The following is a 14,325-nucleotide window of genomic DNA, read 5'->3' on the forward strand; positions in this document are numbered from 1 at the left end:
TGGTGGCTTTTCTTTTTCTCTATTCTATCTTTGCGAATCAATAATTATGGTTGTTTTGATGATATTTCTATTATTTCCTTATTCTATGAAGATAATAAGGCGTGAATATTTGGGGATTTACATTTTTATACTGTCAGTAAGATGCTTACACATAAAAATGTCTCTACAGCACAGATATATGCGGATTTGGTTAGTTCGAAGAAACGAGAATCGGCGAATAAGATAAGTTTGAAATAGTAAAACTTATGAATATAGAAGAATTGATAAAAGGTTATATGAAAAAGAAAGTACTATATCCATATACTCTTGAGCGAAAATCAGATGTACTCAGGCTCACGATTAGCCCTAAAAATAGTAATGGATTACTGCTTTTAGGCTGTACCATATTATTTTCAGGACTTTTTCTTTTTCACATAGGTATGCTAATCTTAATCTTTCCCATACTTGATATTACGCTGGAATTCATTCTAATTAATAGTATTGTATCACTTTTAGAGATATTTGTAATTCTTTATTTTTTCTCTTCCTATTGGTGGAAACGAAAAGGGTTAGAGATATTTATACTTCACTCTAATAAGCTAGAATATGTGTTGGTCAATAAGCCTTTTAAAACAAAAAAACATATCTTCGATTTTGAGAAATTGGAAATTGGATATCAATCAGGAGAGGATTTTTATAGTGAAGAAGACATACTACTAGATGTAGAGTTGGACTTAGAGAAAGTTGTAGGTAATTATCCTATTCAGTTCTACATGGACGAAGGGCTACAGATCGTTCACTCAGAGCTAAAAATCCCTATTGAAGTAATCAGAAAAATAAAGGAAGAATACCTTTTAAATCAGAAAAATTTATTGGATCAACAACAAACTGAAATTCAATTAACAAGATAAATTTAAACCAACACCCACATATGAACATTACTATAAAAAACATACGGCTAAAGAGTCAACAGCTATCAGAACAGACATTTGATACACCAAAAGAAGTGGTGTCATGGATGGGAGCTATGCAAGCTCAGGATTTCACTATGGCAAAATGGGCAATCGCCATCAGATCGAAACAATGTGCAGAACAAGATATCGAAGACGCTTTCAACCGGGGAGATTTTCTTCGAACCCATATCATGCGCCCAACCTGGCATTTTGTTTCTGCGGAAGATATCAGGTGGCTTCTGAAATTGACAGGAGAGCGAATTAAAGGTGCATGGAAATATGTAAAAGATTTGAAGGTTGATGAACACGAACTTACAAAATGTTATAACCTGTTAGAAAGGACACTTAGGGACAATAACCATCAGACCAAGGACGAAATTACAAAAATATTCGAGCAAGAAGGATTAGGGGCTACCGAGAGACATATATACCTCTTTACAATGTTGGCAGAAGCGGATGGCATTATATGCAGCGGTGTATTGAAAGAGAAAAAACAAACATATGCACTACTGGACGAAAGAGCTCCCCAAAGCAAAGATATACATAAGGATGAAGCACTGGCAAAGCTAGCTCAAAGATATATGCAGAGTCATTCTCCTGCAAGCTTACAAGATTTTGTCTGGTGGTCGGGGTTGACGATCAAAGATTGCAGACACGCTTTTAGCCTAATTGACAATGAATTGATAAAAGATCACTTCGGTTCGACTGAATTATATATTCACAAAGACTATAATGAATGCGCTTCTTCGAATACAAATGTACTTCACTTCCTTCCTGCATATGATGAGTATCTTATCAGCTACAAGGATAGGACAAATGTTTTAGACTTAGAGCATCATCCGAAAGCTTTTAATAACTATGGTATATTTCAATCAATTATACTCTATAATGGTCATGGTGTAGGTAATTGGAAAAAGGTTAAGAAAGCGAAAGGGATTGACTTTGATATTTCTTTTTGGGATAGTAAGTTAAAAATAAGCAAGGAGTTACTTACTTTAGAAGGGAAGAAATTTCAGGATTATATTAAGAAATGAGGATAGCAATGAATTTCAAAGCTAAATTATCGGAGCGGATTGGTATGGATGATATTCATGAAATACTTTGTTTAACCCAACAAAGTGACAAGCGAAAGCAGGAATTATATGATTTAGTTATTGGAGAAGATGAAAAAATAGGATATCATGTGGCTTGGATCTTTACACATTTTTCTCCGGAAGCTAATAAATGGCTGTATGAAAAACATGATGAGCTTATTAGCGAAGTGATGACGTGTGAGCATGGAGGTAAACGGAGGGTTATCCTCAATCTGCTTTATAAACAGCCCTTATCAGATCCTCCGAGGGTTGATTTCCTGGATTTCTGTCTGGAGCGAATGCTCTCTGTTAAGGAATTACCGGGTGTGCAGTCACTCTGTATGAAAATAGCTTACGAGCTCTGCCGTACTATTCCTGAATTAACGCAGGAATTGAAAACTACTCTTGAAATGATGGAAGGGGAGTTATGCCCGGCTATCAGGTCAGTGCGAAATAATATTCTTAAAGCAATTCCTAAAGGGAAAAGCTTACAAAAATATTAGTATATGAAATATAAGGATCTGGGAAATATATTTGTAATCATCGGTGTAACTTTCTGCGTAATGAGAATTATTTATTGTTTTTCTTTATTTTACTCATTTCTATTACCGTATCTATTCACAATCTCAAAGCATTTAGATAAAATCTGGTTCTTGTATAATGCAATAATACGGTCTAATTCTTTATCTTGCTTTTCCAAATATTCGAAATTATATCTGAGCCTTTCTGTACCTATAGCGTATTGGTTTATTAAAGAGTAAACCTCATTAAAAATATTCAAATCAATGTTTACCTCTATTCCCTTATACTTCAAGTCAGATATGATACCGGTCATAATTAGAACTCCTAAAGAAATAGCAACGTGATTGGATATAATGGCTCTTGCATTTGATACAAGTTTATTTAGCAGATTAATATCTCTTTGGTTCATATTCTTTCAATTTGCTTTAATATTCAATATCGGCTTCACTGTATCAAGAATAACTGCTGTATCCTGAATCGCGTTTATAATCACATCTTTGTCTTTATACGTCATTGGAGCTTCGTCAAGAGTTGATTTGCAGACAGATGTTGAGTAAACTCCCTCCATCTCTTTCTCAAACTCTTCCATATCCAAAGTCTTGAAAGCCTGATTACGAGCTAATATTCGTCCTGCACCATGAGGGGCTGAACAGTTCCAGTCAGCATTGCTTTTCCCTTCGCAGATTAATAATCCGTCACGCATGTTGAACGGAATAATCATTCGTTCGCCTTCATAAGCCCGGATCGCTCCTTTTCGGATGATCCAGTCTTGCGGATCAATAAAGTTATGCATCGAATGTATCATATCAACGGCTTCCACATTTCGTAACCCGACAAAAATAGAATGAGCCATAGCCCGATGATTAAACTCCGCATACGTTTGGGCAATAACCATATCTACCAAATACTCGTACATATCGTTACCTTTCAATAGCAACTCTTTTTTACCGACACCATACCGTTCATTCAATTCAGCCAATTTAATTGGAATATCTGATGTCGGAACTGTATTTTGGGCGATATCTTTAAATTCGTCGTGATACTCTTGTGGTCTGAATTTGGCAGCTACCATTTTCTTCGCATGATAGTTACATACTTTCAGTCCGAAGTTTCGAGAACCGGAATGAATAGTCAGATAATGTGATCCATCGTTTGCTGATTCTCCGATCTCAATAAAATGGTTTCCACCACCAAGTGAACCAACGGAGTTATAGAACATCTTTTCTCCTGTACCTATTTTCTTACATAGTTCGGCGATATATTCCCGATCAATAGTCATTGCAGGTTTATCTTCCGCAAAACGTACATTCCACTGATTAATAAATTGATTCACATTATCAGTAACAGTCTGCATATATCCATCTACCCACCAATAATTAAAGTCCTTACCTTTTCGGATTTCATGTCCCATCGGTACAGCCTTACGGATTTTTTTATCTATTTGTGGAAGTTCAGCAGCATTGAATCGTTTATTTAATTTATAGCTTGTTACAGAACAACCGATATCTACACCGATATAATTAGGGTTTACCATTGTAGTCATTGGCATGGTAAAACCGATAACAATGCCCTTACCCACATGAGTATCGGGCATGATACGTACTTGCACACCTTCGGATATTTCGTGATTCAAGATATTTTGTACTAATTCGATAGCTCCTTCTTCAACTTCATCTAAGAATATTTTGCAATCCTGGTTATACTTTCCTTTTAATTCTATCATAACTTTTTCCTTTTATTACTTTGATGATACAAAGCAAAATAGAAAGTGCGCAGTATTTTTGCGTAATGAAAAATATTTTTGTTATTTTTGAGAATAAATACCCATAAATCTAAATCTTATGAAAAAAACAACTTCTTTTTTTATCTTCTTCCTGATTACATTTGGTCTGCATGCTCAAAATAAACAATCGAAACTTATAGAGCTAGGTAAAGCATACAAAAATTTTATGTTTATGAATAACCCTACGGATGACTATGTGAAAAATCTAAAAGAGAGCAGCTCAGAGGATTTAATGGCTACTACAGATTTCATTATCCAAACCATAATTCCGAAAACAAAAATTATTGATAAAGCTTATTTAACTTTACCTGATGAGCAGACTCTGAAAAACATCTACATTGTTTGCTCTGTCAATTATAATCTCCATGCCAAAGAACCAGTAACGAATGAGCAGATAGTCGATAGTTTATTAAATATTACTATTTCCAGATATGAAATGATTGATAGATATTACAGCATGTTGTTTGCCTCATATGGAAATAAAGTAAAGCCATTTAATATGTCTAAAATTGATTTTCGTTTGAATGAATATAATTTACAAAATGATACAGAGAAGGGTATTCTGTTTTTACGTTGTATGGAGTTTTGTGGTAAACAGATTTGGGGGTTAATAAATATTGCAAAACCGGTGAATACTAAAGGAGCTTATGATAATATAAAGAAATATCCTAAATTCAATGGATTAAAGTACTATCAGCATAATGATTTCAATTTTCCTGATTTTGAAATGGTTATTTATACAAATAGAGGAAAAGAAAGTTATAAAAACTACTTTATAGGTAAATATTATGAGGTCCTCTTGAATCATTTGCTATGTATTAAAAAAGAAGATAAATCGGAAAAAGAATATCATGAACTGTTATTAGGCTCTATTTTGAGAGATAAAGATTATTATAAGTATTCTAAAAACAAAGATATCTTAGAAGGTCTTTTTAAAGAAATAAAAACAGATTGAGTATAATACCATGCCAGTAAACCGTAACGCCTTAATAAGATATAAAACCATAGATACCTGTCTGCGTAATAAATACAGGCAATGGACACTTGAAGACCTGATAGATGCTTGTTCGGATGCTTTGTATGAATATGAAGGAATAGATAAAGGTATCAGTAAACGAACTGTCCAAATGGACATCCAGATGATGCGAAGCGAAAAACTGGGGTATAATGCACCTATTATAGTATATGATAATAAGTACTACAAATATGAAGACGAGGATTACAGCATAACCAATACGCCGTTGTCTGAACAAGACCTAAAAACAATGTCGGAGGCTGTTGAGGTTTTGCGCCAATTCAAAGGGTTCTCTTACTTCTCAGGTATGGGCGATATCGTCAGCCGCTTGGAAGATCATGTAACTTCGGCAAAACAGAAAACTATACCCGTTATAGACTTTGAGAAAAACGAAAGCCTGAAAGGATTGGATTATCTTGATATTATTTATCATGCTATTGTCAACAAGCAAGTACTAAATTTGAAATATCGTTCATTCAAAGCCCGCTCGGCAAATACATTCTTATTCTATCCTTATTTACTAAAAGAATATCGCAACAGATGGTTTGTATTTGGTCGCCGAAAGGGAAATCTAATCAATCTGGCATTAGACAGGATACACAATATAGAAATAGTAGAAAAAGAAAAGTTTGTAGAAAATAATTTATTCGACCCTCAGACTTTTTTTGATGATTTGGTTGGTGTCACCAAAAATGTAGGAATGAAGGCTCAATCTGTCCGTTTCTGGATAAATAAAGAAAATGCACCTTATGTACAGACCAAACCTTTTCATAAAAGTCAGAAAATAGTTGAAGAGCACGAGGACGGTTCCAAAACATTCGAAATTAATGTGGTTATCAATCAGGAATTGCAACGGGAGTTTTTTGGATATGCCGATACTATAAAAATTCTATCTCCACAATCATTAGTTGATTTTATGGGATGGAAATTTAGGTTGGCTAAAGAAAGATACGAAAATGATATATAATCATTCCAAAATTACTAATAAACAGCCATCTCTTATAACCATAAGCTATATTTGCAAAGGTCTTAATGGATATTGAGGTGGAAATTTATCTACAGTATTTTAGTTAAATTACATAACGTTTATTTGGTTATATTTAATAAAATTATAGAATAAATGTAATCAGCAAAAATCGAGTATTAACTTATATTTACATTTGATATGGTCAGTTTATAACATACGAATTATATACTATTTGCACCAAAGGTACACTTTATTAAATTTGTTATTATATTTGTAATTAGAAAATATTGAATAGCATTAGCTATTGTTTTAAGGATTAAGAAAACGACCAAATTTTTGAATCCACCTTAGAAACAATAGATAGTGCCTACGTTTATGACGTGGGTATTACTCTTGTAGGTGGAAAAGGTGCTTGGTCGTACCTCTTAATCGGAAGTGTATTCCCACGTCATTCATTTTACGTGTTTAGAACGATAGTAAAATACTTAATCACCTAAATTTTGACACGTAATTATGAAAAGTAAAACAACCGCAGCTATTTTAGCAATTCTTCTTGGTGGTATTGGAGTTCACAGATTTTATCTGAATCAAACGGGGTTAGGTCTTCTGTATCTCTTGTTTTGTTGGACGTTTATCCCACTTATCGTTTCGTTAGTCGATTTTATATGGCTACTGACTATGGATGAAAACAGGTTTAACCTGAAATTCAACACACTTTACCAGCCAATGCAGCCAAGTAACACAACTATTACCGTTAATAACGGAGCTGTGAATAACCAAACGAATAATTCTGCAAGTGAGGAAATAAAAAGGCTTTACGAAATGAAAGAAAAGGGAATTATTACCCAAGAGGAGTTTGACCTTAAAAAGAAACTATTGTTGTAATATCAATAGAAGTAATTCCTTTCTTCGATAACGATATTAAATAGAAAGTAAGAAACCATTTCTGCAATGGTATGTTCGAGTTCTCATAAATTGTGCCTGTCGTAACTTGAAATTGTTTCTTACAGCAGGCACATTTAAAGTCTTACCATTTTTATATCGGTATATCTTCTGTGAATTTCCAGAATGAGGGCAAACAGTATTACCTTTCCAAAAACGTTGTTCAAGATATTTCCTACAAGCTAATTCATCGGGGAATTGCTTAAAGAAGTAAAAGAGGTTATATTTTTGTATATTTTCAACCGTTATTTATATTAAGTTACAAAAAATAATTGAGATATGCAAATTTATCTTTCATCCTATTGTTTGTCAGTTATTTATAAAACATGAGTTATTTAGATTGGAATTGTATATAATTGCGTAAAATTATTTATAAGCTTCGTTTTGCTCGCTCCGCAATGCCGGGTTGGCATTCATTTCGTCCTGAGATATAGGAAGCACGATCTTACCAAATGTACGATTGATTGTTTTTTCGCGTTTGCTTACAGGTATGCCTTGGAAATCATCATTGAATTCGATTGTTTTATTCTTGCGGATCATATCGAAGAAACGCTGTCCTTCACCAAAAAGTTCCTTACTGCGTTCATCTAAAATCATATCATCTGTAATTGTAGCAGATGTTGCAAGGGCTAATTGTGGAGAACGTTTGCGTATCTCATTCAGATAACCGGCAGCAAGAGTGGCATCGGGTGTTTTGGAATGCAACGCTGCTTCGGCTGCTATAAGGTAAACTTCGGAAAGACGAATAACCTTAATATTAACCGCAGTATAAGTCTCCTTTCCATCACCAGCAAGAGATGTTCCACCTAAATATTTATAACAGGCTCCTTTACGTGTATTTTTAGTATCATACCAATATTCATCATTATCCATGATACCCCAACGCACGTCAGAAGCATCCTGTCCCAATCGGGAAAGGAAGTAATCGCTTGCTAAGAACCAACCTTGAGCACCGCTCTTTTGTGCATAACACATGAGATAGAAGCCTAAAGAAGACGTTCCTAAATCAGATTCGGTGTCAATACCTATTTCGAAAATGGATTCAGAACCAAACTGCCCATTCCATGATGCGACCCAAGTAGAAGGTTGATAAAGTTTATAACTACTGTTTTTTATAATTTCTTCGGCAGCGGCAAGTGCTCCGTCATAGTCTTCCATATAGAGTTTAACTCGGGCTTGCAAGGCTACATTGGCATAATAACCTATGTATCCGTTCTGTGCAGCTTTATTACTGGCCAGCAATGCCATCCCCTCTTCGAGATCATTCACGATTTGTATATAATTTTCTTCTACGCTTGCACGAACTGGCTGAGCATCGGCCCCAAGTGTCGTTGTTACATTAGGCACTCCATAAGACGACTTATCATAATTATAAGGAAGTCCATAAAGGCGGACTAAATCGAAATAAATGAGTGCGCGTAAGGTTAATGCTTGTCCCTTGTAGAAAGAAAAACCTGTTTTACCCTCCGCTTCGAGTCGTTCTACATTTTCCAACAAATTATTAATTTGCATAATACAATAATATCCTGTTACCCAAAAGCCTGAGTAGTTATTGCTGGTAGGGGTATGATTGAACGAGTAAAGCGCATCAAGACCACGACCGGCTGAATAAATAGTCAAATCGCCACCTTTTGCATCACCATACATGATAAAGTTACGGCCGTAATAGTTAGATGAGCTCATAGATCTCATGATGCCATTGATTACAACTTTGGCATCAGCCGGAGTTGCTATTGCGGTTTCTGCATTCCCGGAATTACTAGGCTCCATATTCAGAAAACTATCACACGATGAAAGTCCGAAAACACAAAGCGCAGCAAAGAAAATTAAATATCTAAATTGTTTCATTGTCAAAGTCCTCCTTCATTAAAATTTCAAATCAATACCAAATACAAACGTTTTCCCAACAGGAGTTTCCCAACCACGGGTACCATATTGGTTTACTTCAGGGTCAGCTTCTTTATATTTGGAGAATGTCAACAAATTGGAAGCATTGAAAAAAACACGGGCATTACTAATCATCACTTTTGTAGTCCATATTTTAGGTAAATTATAGCCTAACGAAAAGGTTTTCAATCGCAAAAAACTCGCATCGTGCATTTGACGAGAGCTATATTGCATAGCATCAGTCAAATCCAAACCCGAAAGCGCAGGCTGTGTACCATCTGTATTAGTCGGGGTCCACATATTTTCATAATAACTCTTTGAGCGAATACGCTCCCAATAATAACCATCATCTGCAACATCTTTGTAAGCTCCGTCGTAAAGCTTACCACCAATTTTGTAGACAAAGTTCAAGCCTAGATCAATGCCTTTATAGGCAAGATTCGTACTAAATCCACCGCTTACTTTCGGTATGGCACTACCAATTACTTTATAATTGGCTTTGGTATAGTCGTAGGTAGCACCTTTTCCATTATATTCAAAATCACCGGTTTTCATATTTTCCGGGTCATTGACATAATAAACACTCTTACCATTAGTCTTGTCTACGCCTGCCCATTCATAACCATAGAACGCCAGCGTAGATTCTCCTTCGCTATAGATAAATTGAGCGCGCGAATCTCCTCCGGTCGGATCATCCCATATAATTTCGGCTCCGTTATAAAGCTTCGTTACTTTAGATTTGATGAATGATGCATTAACTGAAGCACTCCACTTCCAATCTCCACTGCTAATAATATCGCCTGCAAGTTCAATTTCCACTCCTTTGTTATTAATTTCACCAATGTTCTGCAAAGTTGAAGAGAAACCTGTAACTGTAGAAATAGGCACATCTTGCAAAAGATCTTTCGAATCACGGTTGAAATATTCTAATGTGCCACGCAGACGTTGCTTAAACAAACCAAATTCAACGCCGATATTGGAGGTATAGCTCGTCTCCCAAGATAAATTCTTATTCGCTAATGTTGTGATAGAACCTCCGGGATTTCCCAAATATTTATCTGTATAAGTCATCAAGTTAATATAACCGTAATTACTACTTGGCAAAGTACCGTTTACTCCATAAGAAGCCCGAACGCGCAAGTCGCTAATTACCGGATTGTTTTTCAAAAAACTCTCTTCGGATAACTTCCATGCTCCCGCAACTGACCAAAAATTACCCCAACGGGTATCTGGACTTAAGCGCGAAGAGCCATCTCTACGAAACGATGCCGAGGCAAAGTAACGTTGATCGTAATTATAATCGAGCTTCGACAAAACTGATACCATCGCATTACCCCAGTCATAGCCGGCAGAAGAGAGGGTTCCTGCAGTAGATACAGTATGTAGAGTACTTGTAGGAAGCCCCTCGCCTGTAGCGCGAGCAAAATCCGTTTTATTTTTTTCTGCTTCGAAACCAACTAAAGCACCTACCGAATGAACACCGAACACTGTATTATATGCAGCTGTAGTGGATGAGACCATCTTTTCGTAAGTAGTGCGCATTTCGGTAACAGTACCATTGGTGGCTGAACCATTAAAGTGATTAGCACTATAATAAATATGATCTTTTACCGCCGTATTATCATAAGAAAAGATAGAACGGACATCTAAGCCCGGAAACAAATGTAAAGTTACTGTCTCTGATGCAGAAAGCCGGGTATTTATAGATTCATTTTCCCACTCTTTATCGTAGTAAGTTCCGTTTTGAGCATAACTTCCATATCTGGTAGTCCATACATCCCCTGTTTTATAATCGGTAGGCCAATAAAGTCCCCACAACAAGTTACGGGTCTGCATAAAATAGTTTAACCCTGTGCTGCGCGTATCATTATAACCACTTTGCGAAGTTCTCGCAACATTCACATTCGTGCCGAGTTCAAAGAATTTTCCAACCTTTTGAGATAAATTTACACGTCCTGACAAACGATCGAAACTATTTACTTTCAATCGTCCCTCATCTTTGGTATAAGAAAATGAAGTATAGTAATTTGTTGCAGGTGTAGCTCCACTCACGGCTAAATCGTAAGTCTGATAAACAGCTGTGCGGAAATAGGCATCTTCCCAGTCGTAATACTTACCTGCCCTACCGGAATTGTCATAATCGGAAATGGTTACATCTTGATATGCGCCTGTCCCTGTAGTAGTGAATGAGTAACCATGTTTGTTAAACTTTTTATTAAGTTGAGATAATGCATAAGTATTAGCTTCGGCATCGGTCTGAGATTTACCCGCAGTACTATAATCATGAAATACGGTATATAACATATTCACCTGTTCCTGCGTGCTTGCTATTTCATAGTTGTCTGTTGCCCACGAAGGAGTATAACCCATAGACGCTTTTAGGCTGACAACAGGCTTTCCCTCTTTTCCTTTCTTTGTAGTGATGAGAATAACCCCGTTGGCAGCTCGCGAACCGTAAAGCGAAGATGCGGCCGCATCTTTCAATACAGATATTGATTCTATATCTTCGGGATTAAGCGAATTCATGATATTGTTTGTTGAGTATGTATAGCTACTCATTTGCCCAATATTTCCAGACACTACAGGTACTCCGTCTATCACATAAAGAGGTTCGTTACTTGCGTTCATAGAACCGTTACCACGGATGCGGATGCTCGGAGCTGATCCTGCCTGACCAGACGAATTTGTAATTTGAAGACCGGCAACCTTACCGTTCAATGCATTTTCAAAACTGGTATTGGGCAGGTCTTGAATCGCATCGGACTTTACTAGCGAGGCTGAACCTGCATAGCTACTTTTCTTTGCTGTTCCGTATGCTACAACCATTACTTCGTCAAGCATTTCAGAATTAGCGTTCAATACGATTACCAAATTAGATTTTATCGCCACTTCCGCTGTCTTCATTCCAACAAATGAGACTTTAAGAAATTTTGCGGTAGCAGGCACGTCTGAAATGGTGAATTTACCATCAATGTCAGTCAGAACACCTATTGTCGTACCTTGTATCAATACCGATGCTCCTACGATTGGCTCTTTATTATCATCGGTTACCACTCCGGAAACCCTTGATGTTTGAGCAATTAATAACCCTATGCCTACCCAAAGATAGAGCATACTCAAAAACAATCTTTTCTTCATAATAGTTGCTTAAAATTAACTTATACATACATTCTTTAATACTCGGCCGTGTAAAGATATGTATATTGTATCAAAATGAAGTTTATTTTATTATATAAAAGTCTTTTTGTTTGAATAATTTATTTTTAACATCAAACTGATGTTATTTTTTATATAATTAAATAATAAAGATATTTTTATTTTGTAAATCAAGTATATTATTATAAATATGATTCACAGTTAATATCTCTTTCATTTCAAGATAAATAATGATAACGCAGCAGATTTGAAAGAAGGTAAACTACTATATTACAGGCAACTCTTAACCTCACAGGGGATGCAGAATATGTACAAATAGAAATTCCTGTTCCGGCAGGTTGTTCATACGAACCAAAATCTAAAGGGTAGTACGATCCAATAAAATTAGAAAATAATATTATCAAAACTTTCCGACAAATATTTCGTTTTTTCACCAATGTCACGTATATTAGCGTAAGTGATTGGTACAAAAAAGAATGCATACAGAACCTATTTATGAGTTTGTACCGAAAAAATCGATATTTTCTTGATTAATAAATATCTATGCATTCTGTATCGGCTGATTGGGGGATGCGTACAGTTACATCTGCGTGATCCTGAAGATAATTTAATCGAACTTTTTTCGCCATTGGCTCCGGAACAATGTTGTGAAGAGCTGATAGAAGAAAGTAAGAAATACGAGTAATTAAGAATAGCTAAGCAAGAAACTAAAAAGAAATCCGTAATGGCGTCCGAAGTGCAAAAATTAGTCCCATCAGAACATAATGGTAAATGGGGATTTGTAGATAAAATAACTCACGAAGTGGTTGTGCCGTATAGATATGACTATGCTCACTTATTTTCCGTAGGATTAGCATTAGTTCAGTTAAATGGTTGGTGGGGCTACATTGACAAAACAGGGAAAGAAGTTATTCCATGTATATATAATCCGGCATACTCGTTTACCAAAACGGGATTGGCAGCAGTATCTATAGAGGGTAAATGTGGTTTTATAAACCAGACAGGAGAAGTTGTTATACCTCTCATATACGACGATGCCCGCTATTTTACTAAAGAGGGTAAAGCAAAGGTAAAGCTAAATGGCGAAACATTCTTTATAGATATAGACGGAAATAGAATTAAATAAACGAGCAATGATAATTAAACAGATAACAGATAATAAGAAGCAGTTTCTTGATCTATTGCTGTTAGGCGATGAGCAGGAAAGTATGATTGATCGATATCTCGAATCTGGTGATTTATTTGCCTTGTACGATGATGACTTGAAAGCTGTTTGTGTCGTTACTGAGGAGAATAGCACAACCTGCGAACTGAAAAATATTGCAGTATATGAGCAGTTTCAGAGGCGAGGTTATGGAAACACATTGATTAAATATATTTCAAGTTTTTACAAAAGTCAATACAGAACAATGCTTGTAGGTACGGGTGAAGTTCCGTCAATATTATCATTCTATAAACGTTGTGGTTTTGAGTTGTCCCACCGGATAAAAAACTTCTTTACAGATAATTATGATCATATAATGATTGAAGAAGGTGTTCAACTGATTGACATGGTTTATTTGAAAAAGAGTTTAAATTAAATTTACGTCACAAAATGAATGATCTGAAAGAAAAAATAGAAGCCTTACATGATAAGGATACGAAAGAAAACTATGCTAATTTGAAAGAGTTGGAACAACTTTCCGAGGCATCGAATTCTTTATACCGCTATTTTGATGAGTTTATGAATATGATATACAGCGAAAAGTATAGCGTTAGGTTACGCGGCTATATACTTCTATGTAAACAAGCAAAATGGGATGTGGACAGTAAGATTGAAAAAACAATAGATGAACTTTTGGAAAAAGTCGAAGATAAGAAACCCACGGCAGTACGGATGAAATTGAAAGCATTGGAAGATATTGTGCCCTATAAAAAGGAGCTTAACACAAAAATTAAGACGAAAGTCTTAACTATTGAATGTTCAAAATACAAGGACAGCATGGAGGGCTTAATAGCAAAGGACATTGAACATTTGGTAGATATAATTGATAAGACCACATAATACA

Annotated in this window: 13 protein-coding genes and 3 pseudogenes; 11 read left to right on the plus strand and 5 right to left on the minus strand. The window is 35.7% G+C overall.

The window, feature by feature from the left end; all coding sequences use genetic code 11:
- Positions 1–126: 126 nt before the first annotated feature.
- From ACYQ3L_RS23150 to ACYQ3L_RS23165, 4 genes and pseudogenes are all read left to right on the plus strand, one after another.
- Positions 127–237: pseudogene (locus ACYQ3L_RS23150) on the plus strand (site-specific integrase); the annotation flags it as partial.
- Positions 238–245: 8 nt separating this feature from the next.
- A complete protein-coding gene (locus ACYQ3L_RS23155; RefSeq protein WP_379994263.1) occupies positions 246–890 on the plus strand; it encodes a hypothetical protein in 645 nt (214 codons plus the stop codon).
- A gap of 20 nt (positions 891–910) precedes the next feature.
- Positions 911–1,966: a winged helix DNA-binding domain-containing protein gene (locus tag ACYQ3L_RS23160; RefSeq protein ID WP_379994262.1), complete on the plus strand. Its 1,056-nt coding sequence runs from the start codon at positions 911–913 to the stop codon at positions 1,964–1,966.
- A gap of 8 nt (positions 1,967–1,974) precedes the next feature.
- Complete coding sequence (locus tag ACYQ3L_RS23165; RefSeq protein ID WP_379994261.1) at positions 1,975–2,508, plus strand: hypothetical protein; 534 nt, start codon at positions 1,975–1,977, stop codon at positions 2,506–2,508.
- An 89-nt stretch (positions 2,509–2,597) separates the two neighbouring features.
- Here ACYQ3L_RS23165 and ACYQ3L_RS23170 read toward each other — a convergent pair whose 3' ends face one another.
- Complete coding sequence (locus ACYQ3L_RS23170) at positions 2,598–2,936, minus strand: hypothetical protein (protein WP_379994260.1); 339 nt, start codon at positions 2,934–2,936, stop codon at positions 2,598–2,600.
- A gap of 6 nt (positions 2,937–2,942) precedes the next feature.
- Positions 2,943–4,250 carry an RtcB family protein gene (locus ACYQ3L_RS23175; protein ID WP_379994259.1) on the minus strand — a complete coding sequence of 436 codons (1,308 nt, stop codon included), beginning with the start codon at positions 4,248–4,250 and terminating at the stop codon, positions 2,943–2,945.
- A gap of 118 nt (positions 4,251–4,368) precedes the next feature.
- Here ACYQ3L_RS23175 and ACYQ3L_RS23180 point away from each other — a divergent pair, with 118 nt between their 5' ends.
- The 3 genes from ACYQ3L_RS23180 to ACYQ3L_RS23190 all read left to right on the plus strand — a co-directional run bounded on the left by ACYQ3L_RS23180 (position 4,369) and on the right by ACYQ3L_RS23190 (position 7,177).
- A complete protein-coding gene (locus ACYQ3L_RS23180) occupies positions 4,369–5,265 on the plus strand; it encodes a hypothetical protein (RefSeq protein WP_379994258.1) in 897 nt (298 codons plus the stop codon).
- Positions 5,266–5,275: 10 nt separating this feature from the next.
- Positions 5,276–6,292, plus strand: coding sequence for a helix-turn-helix transcriptional regulator (locus ACYQ3L_RS23185; RefSeq protein WP_379994257.1), 1,017 nt, complete (start codon positions 5,276–5,278; stop codon positions 6,290–6,292).
- A gap of 513 nt (positions 6,293–6,805) precedes the next feature.
- Positions 6,806–7,177: an NINE protein gene (locus ACYQ3L_RS23190; protein ID WP_379994256.1), complete on the plus strand. Its 372-nt coding sequence runs from the start codon at positions 6,806–6,808 to the stop codon at positions 7,175–7,177.
- Here ACYQ3L_RS23190 and ACYQ3L_RS23195 read toward each other — a convergent pair.
- The 3 genes and pseudogenes from ACYQ3L_RS23195 to ACYQ3L_RS23205 form a co-directional block, all read right to left on the minus strand.
- Positions 7,164–7,468 (minus strand): annotated as a pseudogene (locus ACYQ3L_RS23195) (transposase); the annotation flags it as partial. The gene ACYQ3L_RS23190 and the pseudogene ACYQ3L_RS23195 sit on opposite strands and share 14 nt — an antisense overlap.
- Before the next feature lie 132 nt (positions 7,469–7,600).
- Positions 7,601–9,004, minus strand: a complete 1,404-nt coding sequence (locus tag ACYQ3L_RS23200; RefSeq protein WP_379994255.1) for a RagB/SusD family nutrient uptake outer membrane protein — start codon at positions 9,002–9,004, stop codon at positions 7,601–7,603.
- 96 nt (positions 9,005–9,100) lie between these two features.
- Complete coding sequence (locus ACYQ3L_RS23205) at positions 9,101–12,259, minus strand: SusC/RagA family TonB-linked outer membrane protein (protein WP_379994254.1); 3,159 nt, start codon at positions 12,257–12,259, stop codon at positions 9,101–9,103.
- Positions 12,260–12,838: 579 nt separating this feature from the next.
- On the opposite strand from ACYQ3L_RS23205, the pseudogene ACYQ3L_RS23210 reads away from it, so the two are divergent.
- The 4 genes and pseudogenes from ACYQ3L_RS23210 to ACYQ3L_RS23225 form a co-directional block, all read left to right on the plus strand.
- Positions 12,839–12,962, plus strand: a pseudogene (locus ACYQ3L_RS23210) (VOC family protein); the annotation flags it as partial.
- Positions 12,963–13,001: 39 nt separating this feature from the next.
- Complete coding sequence (locus tag ACYQ3L_RS23215; protein WP_379994253.1) at positions 13,002–13,403, plus strand: WG repeat-containing protein; 402 nt, start codon at positions 13,002–13,004, stop codon at positions 13,401–13,403.
- Between the two features lie 7 nt (positions 13,404–13,410).
- Positions 13,411–13,857: a GNAT family N-acetyltransferase gene (locus tag ACYQ3L_RS23220; RefSeq protein ID WP_379994252.1), complete on the plus strand. Its 447-nt coding sequence runs from the start codon at positions 13,411–13,413 to the stop codon at positions 13,855–13,857.
- A gap of 14 nt (positions 13,858–13,871) precedes the next feature.
- Positions 13,872–14,321 carry a hypothetical protein gene (locus tag ACYQ3L_RS23225; RefSeq protein ID WP_379994251.1) on the plus strand — a complete coding sequence of 150 codons (450 nt, stop codon included), beginning with the start codon at positions 13,872–13,874 and terminating at the stop codon, positions 14,319–14,321.
- The last annotated feature ends 4 nt before the right edge of the window (positions 14,322–14,325 follow it).

Source organism: Dysgonomonas termitidis, from assembly GCF_054657735.1.